A 22,304-nucleotide genomic window follows, 5' to 3' on the forward strand; every position below is an offset into this window, starting at 1 on the left:
CGGTCTACAGTAACCAGCAGCAGGGGCACCTTACTGAACAGCGTCTCTAATTACTATGCCCTGGACCCGGGTCCTCGCCCCGCGCGTCCACCAGCTCCACCGCATTGCCCTCCGGATCCGCCCAGAAGCTGATCCGCCGGCCCCGCACCCGAACGACGACCGGATCCGACAGGGGCCGGGCACCCGCGGCCGCCAGCGCCGACACCACCGGCTCCACGTCGTCGAGATGAAAGGTGAGGTACGACAGCCCCAGCCGCCCGGTGAGCGAGACCACCGGGGGAGCCGACACCGGGGCCGACCGGGGACGGATCAGCTTGACGCACCCCCCGGACGGCACCTGCAGCCAGACGACCTCCAGCTCACCGCCCAGCCCGGCCGGGCCGCCGACGGACCCCGGGACGCACGAGCGGTGGACGGCGTGGCAACCGAGCACCTCGCAGTAGAAGCGCTCCATCAGCGCCAAGTCCCGTACCACCGCACCCGCCTCGAACGGCCGGGTCATGACCATCGCACCCACCCCCACTGGACGCCGAGTGGCGACTTCGGCAGTTTCTATTGACAGACAACACTAAGTCCTGTTGCAGTTTCGGACACAGCCCAGCTGTCGCATCCGAAGCCCTTCACCGGCTCGCGGCTGGGGGGATTGTGAGGACATCGTGGTCCAGACCAGTTCGCCGGAGATTCAGCAGACGGACGCCGGGCGCGAGCCGCCCTCGGCCCCCGAGTACTCCTCGTGGATCAGCCGGGACCGGTCCACCGACGCCGCGTCCGTGACGATGCGCCGGGAGGCCGCCGAACTCGTCGAACGCGTGGTGGCGCACTACCGCGACAACACGACGCACGAGGCGGACGGCCAGTGGACGGAACCCGTCGCCCACTACCTCGACGCCGACCGCTGGCAGCGCGAGACGGACACGGTCCACCGCAGCGTCCCGCTGCCGCTCGCCATGTCCTGCGAGCTTCCGGGGCCGAACACCTACAAGGCCATCGACGTGCTCGGCACCCCGGTGCTGATCACCCGGGACCGCCAGGGCGCCGTCCACGCGATGATCAACGCCTGCCGGCACCGGGGAGCCAAGCTCCTCGAACCCGGCTGCGGGGTGTCGAAGCGGCTGACCTGCCCGTACCACTCCTGGTCGTACGACCTCGCCGGCGAGCTGCGGGGCGTGTACGCCGAGAAGACCTTCGGCGAGGTGCCGCGGGAGGGCCGCGGCCTGGTGAGGCTCCCGGCCGGGGAGCGCGCCGGCATCGTCTTCGTCTCCCTGGACCCGGCGGCCGAGCACGACCTGGACGCCTGGCTGGGCGACCTGCAGCCGCTGCTGGAGGGGCTGCGGCTGGCGGAGTGCCACCACTACTCCACCGGCGAGCTGACCAGCCCCAACTGGAAGGTCACCCTCGACGGGTATCTGGAGACGTACCACTTCGCCTCGCTGCACCCGAAGACGGTGTTCGAGACGAACCTCTCCAACATGATGGCCCACGACACCTGGGGCCCCCACCAGCGCATCGCACCGGCCCTGCGGCCCATCGCGCAGGCGGTCGAACTGCCCCCGGACCAGCGGGACCCCGGAGACTGCGTGGGTCCCATCTACTGGCTCTTCCCCGGCCTCGCGATCGCCGGCGGCTGGCGCCAGAAGATCGCCGTCTCCCTGGTGCTCCCCCGGACGGCGACCGAGTCGGTGACCCAGCAGATCATCCTGCTGCGGGAACCGGCGGTCACCGAGGAGGAGCGCCAGGCCGCCGACCGGTTCGGCGAGTGGTTCCACGAGGTGGTCCGCGACGAGGACTACGCGACCACCTACGGAGTCCAGCAGGGTCTCGCGGCCCTGAGCGGGACCGACTTCGTCTTCGGACGCAACGAGCCCGGACTCCAGCACTTCCACCGCACCATCCACCAGTACCTGGACAGAGCCGCCGGCGCCGCCAGGTGACGAACCAACAACACTCGCGGGAGAACACCATGGTGGCTACGGGCAGCCTCGACGGACGTGTCGCGGTGATCACGGGCAGCACGCGCAGCATCGGCCGCGCCATCGCCGAACAGTTCCTGGCTCACGGCGCCACGGTCGTCGTCAGCGGTCGTTCCGAGGTGAAGGGCAAGCAGGCCCTGGAGGAGATGGACGCCGGGGACCGGGCCGTCTTCCACCCCTGCGACGCCAACAGCCAGGAGGACATCGAGGGCCTGGCCGACTTCGCCGCCGAGCGCTTCGGCCGGCTCGACATCTGGGTCAACAACGTCGGCGGCACCTCGGGCTTCGCCCCGATCCACGAACTCAGCGACGAGGCCTGGCACGACGCGCTGAACCTGAACCTCAACGCCTACTTCTACGGCACGCGCCGGGCGATCCCGAAGATGCTGACGGGCGGCTGGGGCCGGATCATCAACATCTCCTCCGTCGAGGGCAAGCAGGCCAACAAGCCCGCGATCAGCCACTACATCACCAACAAGCACGCCATCCACGGCCTGACCAAGGCGACCGCCTTCGAGTACGGCACCCAGGGCATCACCTGCAACGCCATCTGCCCCGGCGCCGTCGACACCGACCTCATGCGGGCCGCGGGACCGGCCGCGGCGGAGGCCGAGGGCATCTCGTACGAGGAGTGGCTGGGCCGCTTCGCCGAGCACGCCGCCACCAAGAAGATCACCACCGTGGAGCAGGTCGCGGCTGTCGCCTCGCTGCTGGCGAGCGAGGCGGGCGCGGGCATCACGGGCACGCTGATCAGCGTCGACGGCGGAACGGCACAGTGGTAGGCACCGGGACGGACGGCGGGAGACCTCGGGCGATGAAGAGCTGGATCACGGACTGGCAGCGCAGTGAGCGCCTGCCGCACTACACCCGGGCCAACGCGGGCGAGACCCTGCCGGAGCCCGCGAGCCCTCTGGGCTGGACCCTGGTCTGGGGGCGCGGTCTGCAGGGCTGGCGCCGCGGTTTCGTCGGGTTCGGCATCTACCGCGAGGAGGAGGTGGCCGGTCCCCGCCCGCCGTTCGTCGGGATGTTCGGCGGCCATTTCTACCTCAATCTGTCCCACATGCGGCTGTTCGGCATCCGGATGGGCCAGACGGCGGACCAGATCGACGCGGCCTTCGTCGGCCGGCGCTCCGACACCCCGGTGTACGTGGCCCACCCGGACGACCAGGACGAGGAGCTGACGGCCAAGGCGGGCGGGACGCTTCAGCGGATGCTCGGGCAGACCACCTTTCCCGAGGCCGACGCCGACCGGGAGCGGCTGCGCGGTGTGCGCCGGGCGCGCCCCGATCTGACGCGGTTGTCCGAGGCCGAACTGGTCGCGCACGCCCGCTCGTTGCTGGACGACGTGGAGACGACCTTCCAGCGGCACGTCGAGTCCTCGCTGCCCGCGTCCGTCGGACCGGCGATCCTCGGTCCGCTGTGCGCGAGCGTGGACCGCCCCGGCGCCCTGCTCGACCTCATCGGCGGTCTCGGCGACGTCGACTCGGCCTCCCCCTCGACCGGGCTGTGGACGCTGTCCCGCCAGGTGGCGGCCTCGGCCGAGCTGACCGCCCTGTTCGACCAGGGGCCGGCCGCGGTGGAGCGGGCGCTCGACGGGGCGAGCGGGGACGTGAAGGCGTTCCGCGACTCCTTCGAGGAGTTCCTCGCGGAGTCCGGGGACCGCGGGCCCAACGAGTGGGACATCCACGCGCTGTCCTGGGAGGCGGCACCGGTCCAGGCGCTGGCCCTCGTCGACCGCATCCGGCACAGCTCCGACGACGACTCCCCGGCCGCCCGCCGACAGCGGCTGACCGAGCGGCGCGAGCGGACCGCTCAGGAGATCCGGGCCGTGCTGCCCGAGGACGCGCAGCCGATGTTCGACGCCGGTATGCACGCCGCCCAGGTGTGGATCCCGGCCCGCGAGCGCACCAAGGCGAACTGTGTGACCGTCGTCAACGAGATCCGGATGGCGGTGCGCGAGCTCGGCCGCCGCGGGGTCGAGGCGGGCCGCTTGGCCCGGCCCGAGGACGTGATGATGCTGCTGGACACCGAACTCGACGACTATGTCGCCGACCCGGAGCCCTTCGCCCCCGTCATCGCGCGGCGGCTCGAGGAGTACGCCGGTCTGCACGAGCTGGAACCGCCGTTCTTCATCGCGGACGACACACGGACCGAGATCGACACCTGGCCGCGCCGCGTCGAGGAGCGGACCGAGGCGGCGGTCGAGGGCGATGTGCTCAGCGGGGTGGGCGGCAGTCGCGGCACGTACACCGGACGGGTGCGCGTCGTCACCGACCCGGCCTCGTGCGAGGCGCTGGAGCCGGGCGAGGTGCTGGTCGCGCCCATCACGGACGCGGCCTGGACCCCGCTGTTCCTGGTCGCCGGAGCGGCCGTGGTGGACGTGGGCGCGCTCAACAGCCACGCCGTCGTGGTCTGCCGGGAGCTGGGCATCCCCGCCGTCATCTCCGTCGAGGGCGGAACACGGCGGCTGCGGGACGGCATGGTGGTCACGGTGGACGGCGACAAGGGCACGGTCACCGTGGACGGCGTCCCGGCGGCCGTCGGCATCTGAAACACCGCGGGCCCGTCGCACCCCTGCCCACGCGACGGGCCCGCGGGCATGACCGCGAAGGGATCACCATGGCAGAGCAGGTCATCGTCTCCGGCTGGATGGACTACGAGCCCGGCGACCGCGACACGATGCTGGGCCACCTCGTCGAGCTGGGCCTCCGTACGCGTACGGAGGAGCCTGGCTGCCTGGACTACGCGATGACGGCGGACCCAGCCGACGAGCGGCGCATCCGGGTGTATGAGCGGTGGGCCTCCCAGGAAGCCCTCGACGAGCACTTCGGCACCCCGCACATCAAGGACTTCCGGGCGGCCTCGGCCGGGCTGACGCGGGTCGGGGTCTCCCTGGAGGCCCACACGGTCGCCGTGTCCCGCTCCATGCGCTGAGGTCGCGCGCCCCGGTTCAGCCGGGGTCGCTCAGCCGGACCAGCATCTTGCCCACGTTGCCGCCGCCCAGCAGGGACAGCAGCGCCCCAGCGGCGTTGTCCAGGCCGTCCACGACCGTCTCACGCGCGGTGATCCGGCCTTCACCCAGCCAGCCGGCGACCCGCCGCTCGAACTCCGGGCGCAGGTCCTCGTGGTCGCGGACGATGAAGCCGCGCAGGGTCAGCCGCTTGAGGACCGCCTGGATCAGCTGGTTGATGTCGGCGGACCGCCGCTCCCCGCCGAACTGCGACATCATGCCGCACAGGGCGACCCGGCCGCCGGTCCGCAACGCGTGCAGGGCGGCGGCCAGTTGCTCACCGCCGACGTTGTCGAAGTACACGTCCAGGCCGTCGGGCGCCAGCCGGGCCAGCGCCTCGCGCACCGGCTCGGCGCGATAGTCCGCGGCTGCGTCGTAGCCGAACTCCTTCACCAGCAGGGCGCACTTGTCCGGCCCTCCGGCGGTCCCCACGACACGCTCGGCGCCCAGCAGGCGCGCGAACTGTCCGGCGGCTGTTCCCACGGCGCCGGCGGCCGCCGACACGAAGACCGTGTCGCCGGGGCGCAGCTCGGCGATCCTGGTCAGACCGACGTAGGCGGTGAAACCGGTCTGGCCGAGGAGCCCCAACCAGGTGGACAGGGGGGCCGATCGGGGGTCGATACGCCCCGCGCCGTCGGTGTCGGCCGCGTCCAGCACGGCCCACTCCCGCCAGCCGAGTTGATGGCGTACGTACGTGCCCGGTGGCATGGAGGCACAGCGGCTCTCCTTCACGACACCCAGTGCGCGGCCGTCGAGGGGCGAGCCGGGAGTGAAGTTGTGCGTGTAGTGCTTCTCGGTGCTCTCCAGCCGTCCGCGCATGGAGGGGTCGACGCTCATGTAGAGGTTGCGGACGAGCAACTGCCCCTCGCCGAGGGGCGGCAGGGGGCGTTCCTCGACGGCGAAGTCGGCGGGGACCGGTTCTCCGTCGGGCCTGCGCACCAGACAGACCACCCGGGTGGTACGGGGCGCCACCGGGTCACTCCTCCGGCTGACGGGCGGTGCGCCGCCGGGCGAGGCGGCCGACCCAGCCGGCCATCTGGAGGTCCGCGTGGCGCAGTTCGCCCGACTGCCATCGGGCCTGGAAGTCGAAGATGCCCCGCGCCCCGGTCTTCGGGTCGGTCACCTCGACCAGACCGTCCTCGGTGAGCCGGTACACATGCCCGGTCAGCGGGTGGATCACTTGCTTGGGCATGGGCCCTCACTCCTGCACTCGGCGGCGCACGCCGCGCTTGGTCACGGTCACCGGGCCCTCGACCCGGAGTCGGCAGGCGAGCCGGGTCAGGCCGTCCACCGGCCTGCGCAGGGCCTCGATGCCCTCGCGTTCCAGCGGGTCCATGGGGGAACAGTTCTCGGCACCCTCCTCGACCTGGACGAAGCAGGTGCGGCAGGTGCCCTTGCCGCCGCAGACGGTCGGCCAGCGATAGCCGAGCCGCCCGGCGGCACCGAACAGGTCCTCGCCGTCGCGGACGTCGATCTCCGCGCCGGAGGGCCTGACCGCCACCCGGTGGGTCACGGTCACCGGTTCATCCACCGGTCGAGCGTCTGGTTGAAGTGACGGATGCGGCTCTCCTGGTAGTTGGCCAGGGTGATGCCCGGCTTGCGCATCGTCTTCAGCCCCTGCTGGACATAGGGCAGGTTCTCGCAGTCCTGGTCGAAGACCGGTCCGAGCACGCCGAGTTCGGGGATGTCCGCGAAGAGCATGTCGTCCGGCACCCAGCGGATCTTCGCGGGAGGCGGCATCTCGCCGGGCTTCTTGGGGGCGGACATGAAGATGATCTCGGCGGTGCAGGAGTCGGGGTCGAGGCCGTGGGGCCGGAAGCGGTAGATGATGTTGGACTTTGCGCCGCCCCAGGGGTTGAAGTTGGGGAAGAGCAAGTAGTTGATGGCGTCCAGCAGTTCGGTGTCCGGGGTCTGCGAGAAGTCCAGGTGCGAGGTGGCCGCCAGCTGCGCGCGCATGCGTTCGGCGAGGACCTGGCGGGCGGTGCCGCCGGGTGGGATGGCGGGCAGTTCGTCCCCCTCCTGCCTCACCAGGTCACGGCCCTGGGCGGCCGAGTAGAACGCGCGCGAGTCGTAGAAGGTCTCCAGGACGTCCTCCTCCGTGACGGAGTCCGCCACATGGGGGCTGGGGGCGCCCTGGATGTTGATCATGCGGTTCCAGTTCGGCTGGTCCGCCATGACGTCGTACTGGGAGTTGGCGTCGGCGAGCCACGGCAGCATCTGCGGGTGGGTGGCGATCACATGGAAGGACTCGATGAACGCGTCCTGCGCGATCTTCCAGTTGCAGGGCAGCACCTTGGCGATGTGCAGCGACTTGTAGCGGTTCTCCAGCGGCCAGATGTAGTAGTCGTCGAAGCTGCCGCGGTAGCTGTCGAAGGACTCGGCGTACGGGTCCATGGAGACGAAGACGAAGCCCCGCCAGGTGGCCACCCTGGCTTCGGGCAGCGCGAACTTCTCCGGGGTGACATGGGGGAAGTCCCAGGCGCACGGCGGGGTCTGCAGGGTGCCGTCGAGGTTCCAGGCGAAGCCGTGGAACGGGCAGCGGAACTCGCCGACGTTGCCGCCGCTGGTGCGCAGTTTGCGTCCGCGGTGCAGGCACGCGTTGACGAAGGCGCGGATCTCGTCCGGGGCCGTCCGCACGATGATCAGTGAGTCGACGCCGATCTCGTAGATCTCGTGGTCGCCGACCTCCGGGATCTCGCTCTCCAGACAGGCGAACTGCCACACGCGGCGCCAGACCTGTTCCATCTCGCGCTCGGCCCACTCACGGGAGGTGAAGCGTGCGGTGTCGATGTCCTCGCTGCCGAGGTAGTCGTTCCTCTCGAACCTCAGGGCAGGGGGCACGGGGCGGCTGTCCCGGTCGAGGTAGTCCTGGACGCTGGGCCCGGGGCAGCGTGCCGTGCCCGACTCCGACGTTTCGTCCATCTTCACTCCTCCGGCAGAAACTTTAGAGCGAGTGTAGTTACCGGCGGCAGGCAGGAGCAACACTCGCGACGCCAGACAGGACCGCATTGCCCGAGGTCACCAGGAACAAGCACGCGTGGCCTTGAATTTGTTGGAGCTTCCCCCTCCCCAAGCCTGCCGGAGCGTGTCACACTCCGACGCACTTGAGGCTGTAGTGCCTCAAAAGTTTCTCGCCCCGGGGCGGAGTCCGACCGTTCCGGCCACAGCGCCGCGCGATCACCGATCGGCCCGGCGGCGCGTGCCGTACCCCACGACGGCGATGGACGCATCCCTCGATCCCAGAGGTGCCGCCCGGCCCGGTCGGCACCGGATCCGCTTCACTGCACGGGAGTACTCGACGATGAGTTCCACACCCGGTCGCGCGGTCCGCCGCGCCGTCACTGCTGTCGCCTCCGTCACCGCCCTGCTCTCGCTGGCCGCGTGCGGCACCGGCTCGCCGGAGGCCGCCGACGCGTCGCCGGCGGCGGCGAACGACTCCCCCGGCCTGACGGCGGCGCGGGCCGCCGCCCTGAAGTACGCGGAGCGCCCGACCGGCATCCCCGTCACCGAGCCGGTGGGCAAGGACATCCCCCAGGGCAAGACCATCGACTTCATCCTCTGCGGCGTCCAGTCCTGCAAGGACCTCGCCGACTTCTTCACGGCCGGCGCCAGGGAACTCGGCTGGACGGTCAAGCAGATCCCCACGCAGGGCACGCCGGAGTCCGTCCAGGCCGCCTACGAGCAAGCCGTGCGCGACAAGCCGGACGCCGTCGTCGGCTCCGGCTTCCCGCGCGCCGTCTACGCAAAGCAGCTGGCGCAGCTGAAGGCGGCCGGCATCCCCGTCATCCAGTCGAACGCCGACGACGTGGTGGGCGACGGCATCTCCCTGCTGAAGAACGGACCGAAGGACGTCGGCATCCAGGGCGAGATGATCGCCTCGTGGGTGGTGTCGGCCGGCGACGGAAAGGCCGACGCGGTCTACTTCGATCTGCCGGCCTACACGATCCTCAAGCCCGTCAAGGAGTCCTTCGCGGCCAAGTACAAGGAGTGGTGCGCGGGTTGTGGGCTGGACACCGTCGAGGTGCCGATCACCGCGGTCGGCAAGGACATGCCGGACCGAGTGGTGTCGTACCTCAGGTCGCACCCGAAGGTGACCCACGTCGTCTTCTCCCTGGGCCTGCTCAACGTGGGCGTCCCGGCCGCGCTCAAGACCGCCGGCATCACCGGCAAGCACATCGTCGTCAACGTCGGTGACGCGCAGAACTACCAGTACATCGAGGGCGGCCTCACGCAGGGCGCGATGGCGCTGAACTCCCATGAGCTGGCCTGGCTCCAGGTCGACGCGCTCGCCCGGCACTTCACCGGCCAGTCGATGGAGGTGGACCAGCGGGCGGTGCTGCCCAACGTGCTGGTCACCAAGGACAACCTGCCCTCCGCCGACGGCGACTTCCCGCTCGTCGAGGACTACGAGGCGCAGTTCAAGGCGCTGTGGGGCCTGAGTTGACCCGGCCGGTGCTGCGGGTCTCCGGGTTGTCCAAGAGGTTCGGCGGGACCCAGGCGCTGCGGGACGTCGATCTGGAGGTCGCGCCGGGTGAGATCCACGCGCTGATCGGGCCCAACGGTTCCGGCAAGTCCACGCTCATCAAGATCCTCGCCGGGTACCACCACGCCGACCCCGGGGCGGTCGCCGAACTGGACGGGGAGCCGTTCGACCTGGGCCAGGTCACCGCCTCACGGCACGACCGGCTCCGCTTCGTCCATCAGGAACTGGGGCTGGTGGGCGAGTTGAGCGCCACGGACAACCTCGCGCTCAGCCGTGGCTTCGCCCGTACCGCCTTCGGAAACATCCGCTGGCCGGAGATGGAGCGGCGGACGACCGCCCTGGTGGAGCGGTTCGGTCTCGGCATCGACGTGCGCCGACCGCTGTCCGGTGCCTCGCCCGTGCAGCGGGCTGTGGTGGCCATCGCCGCCGCGTTGCAGGGCTGGGAGGGCCGCCACGGGGTCCTGGTCCTCGACGAGCCGACCGCCGTGCTGCCGCCCGGCGAGGTGTCCCGCCTCTTCGACATCGTGCGGGAGATCCGCGACGCCGGCGCCGGAGTCCTGTACGTCTCCCACCGCATGGACGAGATCTTCGCGCTCGCGGACCGGGTGACGGTGATCCGCGGGGGACGGCGGATCGCCACCCGTCCGGTCGCCGGACTGACCCCGCGCTCGCTCGCGGAGCTGATGGCGGGCGAGGAGGTCGAGAGCGACCACCGGCCGCGGGCGTCCGCGCCGGGTTCCGCCGAAGCCGTCCTGGAGGTGCGCGACCTGTGGGCGGGCCCGCTGCGCGGAGTCGGCTTCGCTCTCGCCCGGGGTGAACGGCTGGGCATCACCGGCCTGGTCGGCTCCGGCCACGAGATCGTGCCGTACGCCGTGTGCGGGGCCCGCACCGGGCCGGTGCGCGGCAGGCTGCGGCTGCCGGAACGCTCCGCACGGTGGGTCGATGTGCGCGACGCCGGCCGGCTGGGCCTCCCCCTGGTCCCCGCGGACCGGGCGGGCGAGGGGGTGATCGGCGACTTCTCGGTCGGCGAGAACCTCACCCTCCCCCTGCTGGAGCGGTTGCGCACCCGTGCCGGACGGCTGCGCCGACGCCGGGAGTCCGCACTCGCCGAGGAGTGGATCGAGCGGGTCGGGGTGCGCACGGCCGGGCCCGGGGCCCGCATCACCAAACTCAGCGGAGGCAACCAGCAGAAGGTCGTCATGGCCCGTTGTCTGGCCCAGCGGCCTGAGGTGCTGGCGTTGTGCGAGCCCACGGCGGGCGTCGACATCGCCACCCGGCTCCAGCTCTACGACCTGATCGGACGTCAGGCCGACGAGGGCATGGGCGTCATCGTCTCCTCGTCCGACACCCAGGACCTGCTCGCGCTGTGCACGCGCGTCCTGGTGGTGCGGGACGGCCGGATCGCACGGGAGATCAGCGGCGGGGAGATCACCGAGCCCGCGCTCGTCCACGCCATGGAAGGGACTTCAGTGACATGACATCCACCCCGACCCGAGCCGCGGAACTCCGGCCGGCCGCACCGGACGGACGCGTGCCGTCCGCGCTGAGCACGTGGGGCGGGCGGACGGCGGCCGCCCTGTCGTTCCGCAACGTCGGCGCCGTGTACGTGTGGCTGGTCATCGTCGTGCTGTTCTCCGTCTGGGCGCCGGAGACGTTCCCGACCACCACCACGGTCCGGCAGGTGCTGAACGGCAACGCCGTGGCCGGCCTGGTGGCGCTCAGCGTCGTACCCCCGCTGGCCGCACGCGTCTTCGACCTCTCGGTCGCCTACACCATGTCGCTCACCAGTGTGCTGACCGCCCGCTTCCTGGTCTCCGCGGGCCTCGGTCCCGGCACCGCGATCGCCCTGGCGATGACCGCCGCGCTGCTGATCGGCGTGGTCAACGGAGTCGTGGTCGTGGTGCTGCGCGTCGACTCGTTCATCGCCACCCTGGCCACCGGTGCGCTGATCCAGTCCCTGATCACCATGGTCACCAACGACAGCTCCATCACCGGCGTGCAGCTGCTGGCCGAGCCGTTCGCGCACATCGCCCAGCTCGACGCGGGCGGCATCACCCTGCCCGTGCTGTACCTGCTGCTCGCCACGGTGGCCATCTGGTTCCTGCTCGAACACACCGCCACCGGACGCCGGTTGTACGCGACCGGCTTCAACGCCGACGCGGCACGTCTGCAGGGAGTGCGCACCGACCGGCTGCGCTTCCTGACCCTGGTGGCCTCCGCGCTGCTGTCCGGTTTCGCCGGGATCGTGTTCGCGTCCGCGGTGGGCTCCGGATCGCCGACCGCCGGCACGCCGTATCTGCTGTCCGCCTACGCGGCGGCCTTCGTCGGGGCGACGCAGCTGCGCGCGGGCCGTTTCAACGCCTGGGGGACGGTGCTCGCGGTCCTGCTGCTCGGCACCGGCGTCACCGGGCTGGGTCTCGCCACCAGCGCACCGTGGGCCGCGAGCCTCTTCACCGGTGCGGTCCTCATCGTCGCGCTGGTCCTCACGGGTGGCCGGATCGCCCTCCCCGCTGTCCTGCGCCGCCGCAGGGGGAACCCCTCGGACAACGCTTCCGAGGCCCCCGTGGAGGGCGGCACCGCGCCCGCTACCGACAAGGAGTTCCGAGGATGAAGGCTGTGCAGTACCGACGGGTGGGACACGCCCCCGAGGTCGTCGAGGTTCCCGTGCCCGACCCGGGCCCGGGCCAGGTGCTGGTGAAGGTGACGGCGGCGGGGCTGTGCCACTCCGACCTGGCGGTCATGGGCTGGCCCGAGGAGCAGTTCCCCTACTCGCTGCCGATGACACTCGGCCACGAGGGCGTCGGCACCGTCGCGGCGGTGGGCAGCGGGGTCAAGGGGCTCGCGGATGGCGACGGGGTGGCGGTCTACGGCCCCTGGGGCTGCGGGCGCTGCCACAAGTGCGCCGAGGGCAAGGAGAACTGCTGTCCGCACGCCGCCGGGCTCGGCATCCTGCCGCCGGGGCTCGGCTCACCCGGTGCCCTGGCCGAGTACATGCTGGTGGACTCGCCCCGCCACCTGGTGCCGCTGAACGGGCTCGACCCGGTGCAGGCCGCGCCGCTCACCGACGCCGGGCTGACTCCGTATCACGCGATCCGCAAGTCCCTGCCGAAGCTGGTGCCCGGCAGCACGGCGGTGGTGATCGGCGTCGGCGGTCTGGGCCATCTCGCCGTGCAGCTGCTGCGCGCGCTGACCCCGGCGAGGGTGGTCGCCCTCGACGTGAACAAGGAGAAGCTGGAGCTGGCCCAGACCGTCGGCGCCCACGAGACGCTTCTCTCCGACGGCGAGGCGTCCGGGGTGGTACGGGAACTCACCGGCGGGACGGGGGCGGAGGTGGTTCTGGACTTCGTGGGAGCCGAGGCGACCCTCGCGGTGGCCTCCGCGTCGGTGGCCGTGGAGGGCGATGTGACCGTCGTCGGCCTCGGTGGGGGCACGCTGGCCGTCGGCTTCGGCGGCGGGCTGCCGTTCGAGGTGTCGGCCTCCTTCCCCTACTGGGGCAGCCGCACGGAGCTCATGGAGGTCCTCGAACTCGCACGGCAGGGCCTCGTCTCCTCCCACGTCGAGACCTTCACACTGGAACAGACCCCGGAGGCCTACGAGCGTCTGCACGCCGGGGAGATCAACGGCCGCGCGGTAGTGCTGCCGCACGGCTGAGCGGGGGGCGGGTCTCCGTCCCGTCCCTGGGGGCTCCGCCCCCAGACCCCCGCTTCGGCCCTGAACGGGCCTCGTCCTCAAACGCCGGACGGGCTGGAATCGGGTGACCCCTCATCCCACCGAGTCGGGTGGTGGGTGGGCATAGGCCGGGGGTCCGGGGGCGGAGCCCCCGGGGACGGGACGGGTGGGGGCGGCGGGGGCGACATCCCTCTCGCCCCCACCACCCGCTCCACGCAACGCCCGAGCACCGTCAGGAACTCCGGCGTCTCCCAGGGCCCCCGGTCCACGCGTCCCGTGTCGTCCGCCCCCAGGTCCTGCACGTCGTAACGGCCCCTGCAGTGCCCCAGGGTGAAGTAGCACACCTCACCGAGCCCGTGCCGCTTGAGATAGAGCACGGGGCGCGGTGCGCCGTCGGCCGCCGCCGTGTCGCCCTCGGCGAACCCCCGGCACGGCCCCGTGTACTCGGCGTGCAGCAGCACCTCCAGCTCCCCGTGCAGCTCGCAGACGTACAGCTCGTCGATGACCGTGAACGGCTCGATTCCCGCGACCAGCGGATGGTCCGGCCGGGTCACCCGCACCTCGTACGGCTCGATCGGCGGGTGGGCCAGGAACTGGCTGCCGAGCACCTCCGCCAGGTCACCGAGAAGCCGCGGGGTGGTGAACAGCCGCGGCCCGCCCCTGGCCGGCGGCTCGATCACCGCGTTGGTGCCGTGCAGGGCGAGCCAGCGCCCGCCGCGCTCGACGAACCGGGACAGCGCGGCCCGTTGCGCCGGGCGGGGCCGGACGTCGCAGGTGTAGGTGACCAGCAGGTCAGCCGTCTCCAGCGCGGGGAGACAGTCGTAGTCCTGGTGGACCGTGGTGCGCACCCGCGGATGCTCGCCGAGCAGCTCCAGCAGCCGCAGCCTCGCGAAGTCGACGTCGTGCCACCTGCCACCGCAGACGAGTACGGCGTCCAGGCGGCCGGCCGGGCCCGCCACGGCTCAGTACTGGACGCGGGTGAGCAGCCCGCCGTCCACCACGAGGTTGACGCCGACGCAGAAGGCGCCGGTCCGGGGCCCGAGCAGGAAGGCCACCGCCGCGGCCACGTCCTCGGCGGTGCCGTAGCGGCCGATCGGCAGCTTGGCGAGGACTTCCTCGTACACCTCCGGGCGGCTCGTGCGGATGGTCTCCCAGGCGCCGCCGGGGAAGTCGATCGGGCCGGGCGAGACGGTGTTGACGCGGATGCCCTTCGGGGCGAGGGCGTGCGCGAGGGCGGAGGCGTGCTGGACGACAGCCGCCTTCATCGCCGAGTAGGAGTTGGCGCCGGCCGGGCGGGCGGTGTCGGAGGCGTTGGTGGTGCCGATGGCCACGACGGCGGCCCGTTCGGAGGCCTCCAGATGGGGCAGGGCCGCCTCGACGAGTCCCGCGAAGGGGATCAGGTCGCCGCGCAGGCTGGCCTCCCAGGACTCGGGGCCCTTGACATTGCCCGCCGACACGTTGGACACCAGCAGGTCCAGGCCGCCGAGTTCGGCGGCCGCCCGCTCCACGAAGCCCGCCAGCGCGGCGGGGTCGGTGACGTCGACGGGCTCGGCGAACACCGTCGCCCCCTCGCCGCGCAGTTCGGCGGCGGCCTTGGCGAGCGCCTCCTCGCCCCGGGCGCACAGGGCGAGGGCGCAGCCCTCCGCCGCCAGGGTGCCCGCGATCGCCCGGCCGATGCCTCGGCTCGCCCCTGTCACCAGCGCCTTGGCGCCGGTCAGTCCCAGATCCATCGATGTCACTCCCTTGTGTCAGCCTGTGCGTGCCGGAACGTCTTTGCCGAAGCGACCTCAGCCACCCCCAATAAAGAGCGACCTCAGCCACCCCCAAAAAAGAGGGCGGCTGCCTCAGTTGCCGGAGAGCTGCGAGAACGGCACCCGGTCCACCCGTGGCTCGGGCGGCAGCTTCAGTACGCGCTCGCCGATGAGGTTGCGCTGGATCTGGTCGGTGCCTCCGGCCAGCCGGTAGCCGGGGGCGCCGAGGAGGTGCTGCGTCCAGGCGTAGGTGCCCGGTTCCCCGGTGTCGGCGCTGATCCGGGCGCCCAGCAGCTCGGCGGCGACCTGTCCCGTGCGGGTGAGCAGGTCGGAGGCCATGAGCTTGGTCAGCGACGCCTCCGGGCCCGGTCGGCCGCCGGCCGCGCTCGTGCGGGCGACACGGTCCACGGTCGCCGCGCGCAACTCCGTACGGACGTACAGGTCGGCGAGGCGCTGGCGGACCAGCGGGTCCCCGGTGCGGCCGAGGGAGCGGGCGAGGGCGAGGACGTCCGCGAAGGTGCCGCCCTTGCGCCGGTTGCCGCTGCCGGAGGCGGTCCGTTCGAAGGCGAGGGTGGTGGTGGCGACCTCCCAGCCCTGGCCCGGGCGCCCGATCCGGAGCCGGTCGGGGATGCGTACGCCGCTGAGGAACACCTCGTTGAAAGAGGCGCCGCCGCTCATCTGGCGGATGGGGCGGACCTCCACGCCCGGGGCGTCCATCGGGACCAGGAAGGCGGTGATGCCCGCCTGTTTGACGACGTCCGGGTCGGTGCGGGCGAGCAGCAGGCCGTAGTCGGCGAACCGGGCGCCCGAGGTCCACACCTTCTGACCGTCGATCACCCAGTGCTCGCCGTCCTGCCGGGCCCGGGTGCGCAGGGCGGCGAGGTCGGATCCGGCGCCGGGTTCGCTGAAGAGCTGGCAGGCCAGCAGGTCCGTGCGCAGGAACGGCCGGGCGTAGTTTGCGCGCTGTTCGACCGTCCCGAACAGGGAGACCGCCATCCCGACCAGCCGCACGGTGACGCTGATCAGCTCGGTGGACGGCGGTACCTCGAAGGCGGACTCCTCCTCGGCGTAGGCCGCCGCGTGGGCGGCGGTCAGGCCCGCGCCGCCCACGTCCTCGGGGAGCGTCAGCGCCTGGTACCCGGCGTCGAAGCGGGCCCGTTGGTGGGCACGGCAGCGTTCCAGCAGCGCACGCTCCTCGTCCTCGGGGAGGTTGTGGAAGACGGCGAGGTCGGCGGGCTCACCGGTGGACTCCGGCTGTCGCGCCGGCTCGAGCACGGTGGCCAGCCACTGCCGGACCTGCGCGCGCCATGTGTCCAGATCGGGCTGGGACATGGCTCCTCCTCAAGGCAGTTACCAGACGACGGTTTGAGTAACCATGGGCGGGAAGCACGGGAAGCGCGCACCACTACCCCTGTTTCTTGCGGGGATGTCTCCCACTGCCGACAGAGTGTTCCGCACTTTCTTGATAAACGCTACAGTCTCCGCATCGACTCTCCCCTGCATCAGGAGAGGACCGACTGAGCCGCCGGAGGAGCCATGTCGCTGCTGCCACTCGACCGTCGCGCCCAGGAGACACCCCACGAGCCAGCCCTGGTGGACGACCAGGACGTGCTGAGCTGGTCCGCGCTCGCCGACCGGGTGGCGCGGGCGGCCGCACGGCTGCTGGAGTTCGCGCCCGGCCCCGACGACCGGGTCGCCGTCCTCGGCGACAACGCGATCCCCACCCTGGTGGCCCATCTGGCCGGGCTGCGCGCCGGAGTGGGGACCGTGGCGACCTCCCGGCACCTGACGGCGGGCGAACTGGTCGACCAGATCATCGACGCGGGCGCGACCGGGATCATCACCGGACCCGTCGGCGCGGGGGTCGCCCTCGACGCGGCCCGCGAACTGGGCCTGCCGGTCGTGATGCACGGAACCCCGCCGCTCGGGCACGCCTTCGACTGGGACCTGTGGCTGGCCGCCGCGCCGGCCGGGCGGGCCCTCCCCGGGGACCGGCCCGCCCGGCCGCCCCTCGTCTACACCTCGGGAACCACCGGCCGGGCGCGCGGCACCGAGGTGCGCTGGGTGAGCGGCCCGGTCGCCGGCAGCTCCGCCTACCTCACCGCGATGGCCGCCCGGCCCGGCTTCCCGCCGGGGCCGCACCTGGTCTGCGGCCCGCTGCAGCACAACGCGCCGCTGACCTCCCTGCGGCACCTGGTGGCCGGTCAGCAGGTGGTGGTCCTCGGCAGATACGAGCCGGAGACGTTCCTGAGCCGCGTCGCCCGGTGGAGGGTCACCTCCACGGTGATGGTGCCCACCCACTTCCAACGACTGCTCGCCCTCCCGGAGGAGGTGCGCGCCCGGTACGACGTCTCCAGCCTCCGCCAGGTCTCCCACACGGGGTCCGCGTGCCCGCCGGAGGTGAAGCGGGCCATGATCGACTGGTTCGGCCCGGTGCTGACCGAGTCGTACGGCGCCAGCGAGGCGGGCACCGTGGCCCGCATCGGCAGCGCGGAGTGGCTGGCACATCCGGGCTCGGTGGGGCGTGTGCAGCCCCCGTTCGAGGTCCTGGTGACCGATGACGACGGGCGGCCGCTCCCGCTGGGCGAACGCGGACTGCTGGCGTTCCGGGCGCCCGAGGACCGAGGCGTGCGCTATCACGCGGACCCGGACAAGACGAAGGCCGCCTATCTCTCGCCGGGCGTCTTCACCCTCGGCGACATCGGCTACGTCGACGCGGACGGCTACATCTTCATCACCGACCGGGCCGCGGACGTCGTGGTCTCCGGCGGGGTCAATCTGTACCCGGCGGAGAGCGAGGCGGTGTTGCGCGGGCACCCGATCGTCGCGGAGGTCGCGGTCATCGGCGTGCCCGACCCCGACTTCGGCGAGGCGCTGCGGGCCCTGGTCGTGGCCGCCGGGGACGAGCCGTCGGCGCAGGAGCTGGACCGGTACTGCCGCGACCGGCTGGCCGCCTACAAGTGCCCCAAGTCGTACGAGTTCGTCCCGGAGCTCGTGCGCAACGCCATGGGCAAGCTCGACAAACGCGCGATGCGGCGCCCCTACTGGCGCTCCGAGCGGACCATCGCCGGCTGAGCCGGGCCCACGCACCAGGTAAGGATCCCCATGACCGAACTCCTCCTCATCCGGCACGGCCTCCCCCTGGCGGGCGTGTTCGACCCAGGGCTGTCGCCGGAGGGCACCGCCCAGGCCGAACGCCTCGCCGCCTGGCTCGTGCACGAGGACGTCGACGCCCTGTACACCAGCCCGTTCCGGCGGGCGCGGGAGACGGTGGCGCCGCTGGAACGGCTCACCGGCATGACCGCGACCGTGCTGGACGACCTGCGCGAGTGGGACACCGACGTCTCGCATCCCTACACACCACCGGAGCAGATCGGCGCCGACGATCCGCGGGCGGCGGCGCTCGCCGAGGGGCGGTACGAGGACTTCGTGCCCGATCTGGACCGGGACGCCTTCCGGGCACGTGCCGTTCGGGCCATGGACACGATCCTCGACGCCCATGCCGGCGGCGGGCGGGTCGCGGCCGTGTGCCACGGCGGCATCACCAACACCTTTCTGGCGACGGTGCTCGGCCTGCCCACGATGTTCTGGTTCCATCCCGGCTACACCTCGGTCAGCCGGGTGCGGCGCATGCCGGGCGGCCGGATCGTCCTGCACTCGGTGAACGAGACGGCCCACATGATCGCCGACCGTGCCGTCGACCCGGTCGCCTGAACCCGCTCCACTCCCCAGGAGGTCCCGGCCATGCCCGGATCCGTCATCGTCGCCGGAGCCAGAACACCCATCGGCAAACTGATGGGAGCTCTGAGCACCGTGTCCGCCGTCGACCTCGGCGCCCATGCCATCGGTGCGGCCCTGTCCGCCGCGCGTCTGGACCCGGCCGCCGTGGAAGCCGTGGTCATGGGCCATGTCGTCCAGGCGGGGGCCGGTCCCAATGCGGCCCGGCAGGCCGCGATCCGCGCCGGCATTCCGTTCGGCGTCCCCGCGAGCACCGTCAACAAGCTCTGCCTGTCCGGTCTGCACGCCATCGCCCTGGCCGACCTCATGATCGCCTCCGGGCGCCACGAGGTCGTCGTCGCGGGCGGCATGGAGTCCATGTCGGGCGCCCCGCACCTGCTGCGCGAAGCACGGTTCGGCCGGCCGTACGGTGCGACCGCCGTCGAGGACGCCCTCGACCGCGACGCCCTCGTCTGCGCCTTCGACGGCATCTCCATGGGCGCGGCCACCGAGCGCTACCAGCGGCCGTACGCCCTGACCCGCGAGGAACAGGACGAGTACGGCGCGCTCTCGCACCGACGGGCCTCCCGCGCCCAGGAGTCCGGCGTGCTCGCCGAGGAGATCGCCCCGGTCACGGTGGCCGGACGCCGGGAGGAGACGGTGGTGGACAGGGACGAGGGCGTACGGCCCGGAAGCACGGCGGAGAGTCTGGGACGCCTGCGCCCGGCCTTCTCCGGTGAAGGCGGGGGCACCATCACCGCGGGCAACTCCTCCCAGCTGTCCGACGGCGCCGCGGCCGTCGTCGTGATGAGCGCGGAGCGCGCCCGGCGGGAGGATCTGACCCCGCTCGCCGAGATCGGCGCGTACGGCACGGTCGCGGGCCCCGACCCGTCCCTGCTCGTCCAGCCGGCCGGCGCGATCCGTGACGCCCTGTCCCGGGACGGCCGCCTGAAGGCCGCCGACCTGGACCTGTTCGAGATCAACGAGGCGTTCGCCGGAGTGGCCCTGGCCTCCGTACGGGACCTGGACATCCCCCTGGAGAAGGTGAACGTCAACGGCGGCGCGATCGCGCTGGGCCACCCCGTCGGCATGACCGGTGCCCGTCTGGTACTGACCCTCGCGGCGGAACTGCGCCGCCGCGGAGGCGGCAGCGGAGCGGCCGCCCTGTGCGGGGGCGGCGGCCAGGGCGACGCGCTGTTGCTGCATGTACCGCCGCAGGCCTGAGACCGGGAGCCGATCCACCATGACCGACCAGCTGCCCACGGACGGGACGACCCTCGTCGTCGCGACCCGCACCCCCGCCGCCGACGGTGTCGTCTCCCTCACCCTGCGCCGTCCCGACGGCGGGACGCTCCCCTCCTGGACGCCGGGCGCCCATGTCGACGTACTCCTGGACGACGGCCTGATCCGTCAGTACTCGCTGTGCGGGAACCCCGCCGAACGGGACATCTGGCAGATCGCCGTGCTCCGCGCGCCGCAGAGCCGCGGCGGCTCCGCGTACGTCCACGACCGCCTGCGCGAAGGCACCACCGTGCGGGTCCGCGGACCGCGCAACAACTTTCCCCTGCGGCCCGCCGCACGCCACCTGTTCATCGCCGGCGGCGTCGGTATCACGCCCATCCTCCCCATGGTCGAGGCCGCCGACGCCGCGGGGGCCGACTGGAGCCTGCTGTACGGCGGCCGCACCCGCACCTCCATGGCGTTCCTGGACCGTCTCGCACCGCACGGGGACCGCGTGCTCCTGCGCCCGCAGGACGAGTACGGCCTGCTGGACCTGCCCGCCTTCCTCGGCGCCCCCGAGGAAGGCGCCCTGGTGCACGCCTGCGGACCCGAACCCCTGCTGCGAGCGGTGCAGGAGCGGTGCGCGGACTGGCCGCCCGGCACCCTTGGCGTCGAGCGGTTCGCCCCGGTGGAGACCGCGGGGGCCGACCCGGGCGAGGCCTTCGAGGTGGTGCTCGCCCGCGCCGGGCTCACCGTCACCGTGCCGCCGGACCGCTCGGTGCTCGAAGCCGTGGAGGAGGCCGGCGTCGCGGTGGACTTCTCCTGCCGGGAAGGCACATGCGGCACCTGCGAGACCGACGTCCTCGACGGCAGGCCCGACCACCGCGACTCCCTGCTCACCGAGGACGAGCGGGCCGCCGGCGACACCATGCTCATCTGCGTCTCCCGCTCGTGCGGACCCCGCCTGGTCCTCGACCTGTGACGGCGAGCAGCGGTCAGCCGGACGGTGCCACCAGGCCTGCCTCGTAGGCGAGGATCACTGGTCGGAGCAGGTGGCGCCGGACCGGGCGGCCTTCGTCCGCGACGGGATTCCGCTGCAGGAGGCGTTCACCACGAACGCAGCCCTGATCATGGCCCTCGCCCTCGGTGCCATCGGCGCCCTCGTGATCGTCGGGGAGTACGGCGCGGGCACCATCCGGACGACGTTCGCGGCGGTCCCGGCCCGCCACTCGGTGATGGCGGCCAAGGCGGTCGTCGTCGCCGTGGTCACCACCGCCTTCGGCGCGGTCGCGGGCATCTCGTTCACGCTGACGCAGGCCATCCTCGATCGTCGGGGCGTCGGCGTCCCGATCGGCGACCCGGGCACCTGGCGCGTCGGGGTGGCCTCCGCCCTCCTCGCGCCGGTGTGCGCGCTCACCGGACTCGCGCTGGGCACCGTCCTACGGCACACCGCCGCGACGATGGTCATCTCAGCGGTGGTCATCCTCGTCGTGCCTCTGGTACTCACCGACAACCGCCACTGGTCGGCGGTCGTCGGACACACCCTGCCCTACGCGCGTGGCTGCGACTCGTCGACGTCCCCTACTCCCCGGTCGCCTTCCCATGGACCACCGCCGGAGCCCGGACCGTCCACGCGGTGTGGGCGTGTGTCGCGACCTCGCTCGCCGTCGCCGGCGTCCACCGGCGCCACCAGTAACCCCACCCTCATGGTGGAGCCAGCCCTACCTCCGGTTCGGTGGCCCGCTCCCTCGTTCCCGCGAGCGGACCACGGCATCGTTCAACCCAGCTGATCCGAAGCCTCGTTGAGGGCGGGATGAAACCCGACTGAAGCCGGGCCGGGATCCACTGAGTCCGCCAGAGGTCCGAGCCCCGCCCGGAGGGAAACCGCGATGGAGTCGCCGTCCACGTCGAAGCCGCAGCCGACGCGCGAGACGCGCAGCAAGGACGGCGCGACGCGGGCGGAGACCGCCGGTCCGACTCCGTCCACGCCGGGCCCTGTCGCCTCGTTCGTCCGGTTCGTGGTCTGCGGCGGCGGAGTCGGACTCCTGGCAGGCGCCGCCGTACCACTCCTGGCCACCCTGATGCCCTGGGCTCTGGCGAACGCGGTCGTCACCGTCGTCTCCACCCTCCTGTGCACCGAACTCCACGCCCTCGTCACCTTCGGCACCGGCCGCCGCCCCGGCCTGCGCGAGCACCTGCAGTCCGCCGGCTCGGCCACGGCCGCCTACGTGGTGACCTGCGCCGCGATGGCCGTCCTCCACACAGTCCGGTCGTCCCCCGACCTGTTCACGGAACAGGTCGTCTACCTCGGCGCCTCCGCTCTGGCGGGCACGGGCCGGTTCCTGATACTCCGTCTGTTCGTCTTCGCGGTCGGCGGACGGAACATGACCGGGCCGGGCCCGGACAGCACGGCCGCGACGCGGGGGACGTCGATCGTCGGCGAGACCGAGCACGAGCCCGACGAGCTTGCCACCGCCGGCGGT

The 22,304-nt window shown here is 72.1% G+C and carries 21 protein-coding genes and 1 pseudogene; 14 read left to right on the top strand and 8 right to left on the bottom strand.

From position 1 onward, the window contains the following. Window positions 1-46 precede the first annotated feature (46 nt). Window positions 47-502 carry a VOC family protein gene (locus IE263_RS30115; RefSeq protein WP_229911243.1) on the bottom strand — a complete coding sequence of 152 codons (456 nt, stop codon included), beginning with the start codon at window positions 500-502 and terminating at the stop codon, window positions 47-49. Window positions 503-656: 154 nt separating this feature from the next. Here IE263_RS30115 and IE263_RS30120 point away from each other — a divergent pair, with 154 nt between their 5' ends. The 4 genes from IE263_RS30120 (at window position 657) to IE263_RS30135 (ending at window position 4,904) form a co-directional block, all read left to right on the top strand. Further along, the gene (locus tag IE263_RS30120) at window positions 657-1,931 is read left to right on the top strand and encodes an aromatic ring-hydroxylating oxygenase subunit alpha (protein WP_189940994.1); all 1,275 of its coding nucleotides are present in this window, start codon (window positions 657-659) and stop codon (window positions 1,929-1,931) included. Window positions 1,932-1,960: 29 nt separating this feature from the next. Beyond that, window positions 1,961-2,752, top strand: a complete 792-nt coding sequence (locus IE263_RS30125; RefSeq protein WP_189940995.1) for an SDR family NAD(P)-dependent oxidoreductase — start codon at window positions 1,961-1,963, stop codon at window positions 2,750-2,752. Between the two features lie 32 nt (window positions 2,753-2,784). Further along, window positions 2,785-4,521 carry a PEP-utilizing enzyme gene (locus IE263_RS30130; RefSeq protein ID WP_189940996.1) on the top strand — a complete coding sequence of 579 codons (1,737 nt, stop codon included), beginning with the start codon at window positions 2,785-2,787 and terminating at the stop codon, window positions 4,519-4,521. Between the two features lie 68 nt (window positions 4,522-4,589). Continuing rightward, window positions 4,590-4,904: a putative quinol monooxygenase gene (locus tag IE263_RS30135; RefSeq protein ID WP_189940997.1), complete on the top strand. Its 315-nt coding sequence runs from the start codon at window positions 4,590-4,592 to the stop codon at window positions 4,902-4,904. A 16-nt stretch (window positions 4,905-4,920) separates the two neighbouring features. Here the strand turns inward: IE263_RS30135 and IE263_RS30140 are convergent, their stop codons facing one another. Genes IE263_RS30140 through IE263_RS30155 form a run of 4 tightly spaced genes read right to left on the bottom strand, consistent with a single transcriptional unit; the run spans window position 4,921 to window position 7,902 of the window. Continuing rightward, on the bottom strand, window positions 4,921-5,952 hold the full coding sequence (locus tag IE263_RS30140; protein ID WP_189940998.1) for an NADP-dependent oxidoreductase: 1,032 nt from the start codon (window positions 5,950-5,952) through the stop codon (window positions 4,921-4,923). Between the two features lie 4 nt (window positions 5,953-5,956). After that, entirely contained in the window at window positions 5,957-6,172 is a 216-nt protein-coding gene (locus tag IE263_RS30145; RefSeq protein WP_189940999.1) for a transposase, read from the bottom strand. Window positions 6,173-6,178: 6 nt separating this feature from the next. Then, window positions 6,179-6,499, bottom strand: a complete 321-nt coding sequence (locus tag IE263_RS30150; RefSeq protein ID WP_229911244.1) for a 2Fe-2S iron-sulfur cluster-binding protein — start codon at window positions 6,497-6,499, stop codon at window positions 6,179-6,181. Next, window positions 6,496-7,902: an aromatic ring-hydroxylating oxygenase subunit alpha gene (locus IE263_RS30155; RefSeq protein ID WP_189941000.1), complete on the bottom strand. Its 1,407-nt coding sequence runs from the start codon at window positions 7,900-7,902 to the stop codon at window positions 6,496-6,498. Before IE263_RS30155 ends, IE263_RS30150 begins: the two co-directional genes overlap by 4 nt. 379 nt (window positions 7,903-8,281) lie before the next feature. On the opposite strand from IE263_RS30155, the gene IE263_RS30160 reads away from it, so the two are divergent. The 4 genes from IE263_RS30160 to IE263_RS30175 are packed head-to-tail and all read left to right on the top strand — an operon-like array spanning window position 8,282 to window position 13,114. Continuing rightward, window positions 8,282-9,424: a sugar ABC transporter substrate-binding protein gene (locus IE263_RS30160; protein ID WP_189941001.1), complete on the top strand. Its 1,143-nt coding sequence runs from the start codon at window positions 8,282-8,284 to the stop codon at window positions 9,422-9,424. Further along, window positions 9,421-10,941, top strand: coding sequence for a sugar ABC transporter ATP-binding protein (locus tag IE263_RS30165; protein WP_189941002.1), 1,521 nt, complete (start codon window positions 9,421-9,423; stop codon window positions 10,939-10,941). The genes IE263_RS30160 and IE263_RS30165 overlap by 4 nt, the downstream gene beginning before the upstream one ends. Beyond that, entirely contained in the window at window positions 10,938-12,074 is a 1,137-nt protein-coding gene (locus IE263_RS30170; RefSeq protein WP_189941003.1) for an ABC transporter permease, read from the top strand. The genes IE263_RS30165 and IE263_RS30170 overlap by 4 nt, the downstream gene beginning before the upstream one ends. Next, window positions 12,071-13,114: an NAD(P)-dependent alcohol dehydrogenase gene (locus IE263_RS30175; protein ID WP_189941004.1), complete on the top strand. Its 1,044-nt coding sequence runs from the start codon at window positions 12,071-12,073 to the stop codon at window positions 13,112-13,114. The genes IE263_RS30170 and IE263_RS30175 overlap by 4 nt, the downstream gene beginning before the upstream one ends. Before the next feature lie 77 nt (window positions 13,115-13,191). Here the strand turns inward: IE263_RS30175 and IE263_RS30180 are convergent, their stop codons facing one another. The 3 genes from IE263_RS30180 to IE263_RS30190 form a co-directional block, all read right to left on the bottom strand. Then, on the bottom strand, window positions 13,192-14,091 hold the full coding sequence (locus IE263_RS30180) for a ThuA domain-containing protein (RefSeq protein WP_189941005.1): 900 nt from the start codon (window positions 14,089-14,091) through the stop codon (window positions 13,192-13,194). A gap of 3 nt (window positions 14,092-14,094) precedes the next feature. Beyond that, the gene (locus tag IE263_RS30185; RefSeq protein WP_189941006.1) at window positions 14,095-14,862 is read right to left on the bottom strand and encodes an SDR family NAD(P)-dependent oxidoreductase; all 768 of its coding nucleotides are present in this window, start codon (window positions 14,860-14,862) and stop codon (window positions 14,095-14,097) included. A 114-nt stretch (window positions 14,863-14,976) separates the two neighbouring features. Continuing rightward, window positions 14,977-16,215: an acyl-CoA dehydrogenase family protein gene (locus IE263_RS30190; protein ID WP_189941007.1), complete on the bottom strand. Its 1,239-nt coding sequence runs from the start codon at window positions 16,213-16,215 to the stop codon at window positions 14,977-14,979. A gap of 204 nt (window positions 16,216-16,419) precedes the next feature. Between IE263_RS30190 and IE263_RS30195 the strand changes: the two genes are divergently transcribed. The 6 genes and pseudogenes from IE263_RS30195 to IE263_RS48865 all read left to right on the top strand — a co-directional run. Continuing rightward, entirely contained in the window at window positions 16,420-17,958 is a 1,539-nt protein-coding gene (locus tag IE263_RS30195; RefSeq protein WP_189941008.1) for an AMP-binding protein, read from the top strand. A 30-nt stretch (window positions 17,959-17,988) separates the two neighbouring features. After that, window positions 17,989-18,597 carry a histidine phosphatase family protein gene (locus IE263_RS30200; protein WP_189941009.1) on the top strand — a complete coding sequence of 203 codons (609 nt, stop codon included), beginning with the start codon at window positions 17,989-17,991 and terminating at the stop codon, window positions 18,595-18,597. A gap of 30 nt (window positions 18,598-18,627) precedes the next feature. Continuing rightward, the gene (locus IE263_RS30205) at window positions 18,628-19,824 is read left to right on the top strand and encodes an acetyl-CoA C-acyltransferase (protein ID WP_189941010.1); all 1,197 of its coding nucleotides are present in this window, start codon (window positions 18,628-18,630) and stop codon (window positions 19,822-19,824) included. 19 nt (window positions 19,825-19,843) lie between these two features. Continuing rightward, window positions 19,844-20,803: a PDR/VanB family oxidoreductase gene (locus IE263_RS30210; RefSeq protein WP_189941011.1), complete on the top strand. Its 960-nt coding sequence runs from the start codon at window positions 19,844-19,846 to the stop codon at window positions 20,801-20,803. Window positions 20,804-20,873: 70 nt separating this feature from the next. Beyond that, window positions 20,874-21,611, top strand: a complete 738-nt coding sequence (locus IE263_RS30215; RefSeq protein WP_229911245.1) for an ABC transporter permease subunit — start codon at window positions 20,874-20,876, stop codon at window positions 21,609-21,611. Window positions 21,612-21,710: 99 nt separating this feature from the next. Further along, window positions 21,711-22,199: pseudogene (locus IE263_RS48865) on the top strand (GtrA domain-containing protein); the annotation flags it as partial. Between the last annotated feature and the right edge of the window lie 105 nt (window positions 22,200-22,304).

It is taken from the genome of Streptomyces aurantiogriseus, assembly GCF_014649375.1.
Taxonomy (GTDB): Bacteria; Actinomycetota; Actinomycetes; order Streptomycetales; family Streptomycetaceae; genus Streptomyces; species Streptomyces aurantiogriseus.

Coding starts and splice junctions, on each gene's coding strand:
- IE263_RS30115 (WP_229911243.1), bottom strand. CDS start 502: ATGACCCGGCCGTTCGAGGCGGGTGCGGTGGTACGGGACTTGGCGCTG.
- IE263_RS30125 (WP_189940995.1), top strand. CDS start 1,961: ATGGTGGCTACGGGCAGCCTCGACGGACGTGTCGCGGTGATCACGGGC.
- IE263_RS30130 (WP_189940996.1), top strand. CDS start 2,785: ATGAAGAGCTGGATCACGGACTGGCAGCGCAGTGAGCGCCTGCCGCAC.
- IE263_RS30135 (WP_189940997.1), top strand. CDS start 4,590: ATGGCAGAGCAGGTCATCGTCTCCGGCTGGATGGACTACGAGCCCGGC.
- IE263_RS30145 (WP_189940999.1), bottom strand. CDS start 6,172: ATGCCCAAGCAAGTGATCCACCCGCTGACCGGGCATGTGTACCGGCTC.
- IE263_RS30155 (WP_189941000.1), bottom strand. CDS start 7,902: ATGGACGAAACGTCGGAGTCGGGCACGGCACGCTGCCCCGGGCCCAGC.
- IE263_RS30160 (WP_189941001.1), top strand. CDS start 8,282: ATGAGTTCCACACCCGGTCGCGCGGTCCGCCGCGCCGTCACTGCTGTC.
- IE263_RS30170 (WP_189941003.1), top strand. CDS start 10,938: ATGACATCCACCCCGACCCGAGCCGCGGAACTCCGGCCGGCCGCACCG.
- IE263_RS30175 (WP_189941004.1), top strand. CDS start 12,071: ATGAAGGCTGTGCAGTACCGACGGGTGGGACACGCCCCCGAGGTCGTC.
- IE263_RS30185 (WP_189941006.1), bottom strand. CDS start 14,862: ATGGATCTGGGACTGACCGGCGCCAAGGCGCTGGTGACAGGGGCGAGC.
- IE263_RS30190 (WP_189941007.1), bottom strand. CDS start 16,215: ATGTCCCAGCCCGATCTGGACACATGGCGCGCGCAGGTCCGGCAGTGG.
- IE263_RS30195 (WP_189941008.1), top strand. CDS start 16,420: ATGTCGCTGCTGCCACTCGACCGTCGCGCCCAGGAGACACCCCACGAG.
- IE263_RS30200 (WP_189941009.1), top strand. CDS start 17,989: ATGACCGAACTCCTCCTCATCCGGCACGGCCTCCCCCTGGCGGGCGTG.
- IE263_RS30205 (WP_189941010.1), top strand. CDS start 18,628: ATGCCCGGATCCGTCATCGTCGCCGGAGCCAGAACACCCATCGGCAAA.
- IE263_RS30210 (WP_189941011.1), top strand. CDS start 19,844: ATGACCGACCAGCTGCCCACGGACGGGACGACCCTCGTCGTCGCGACC.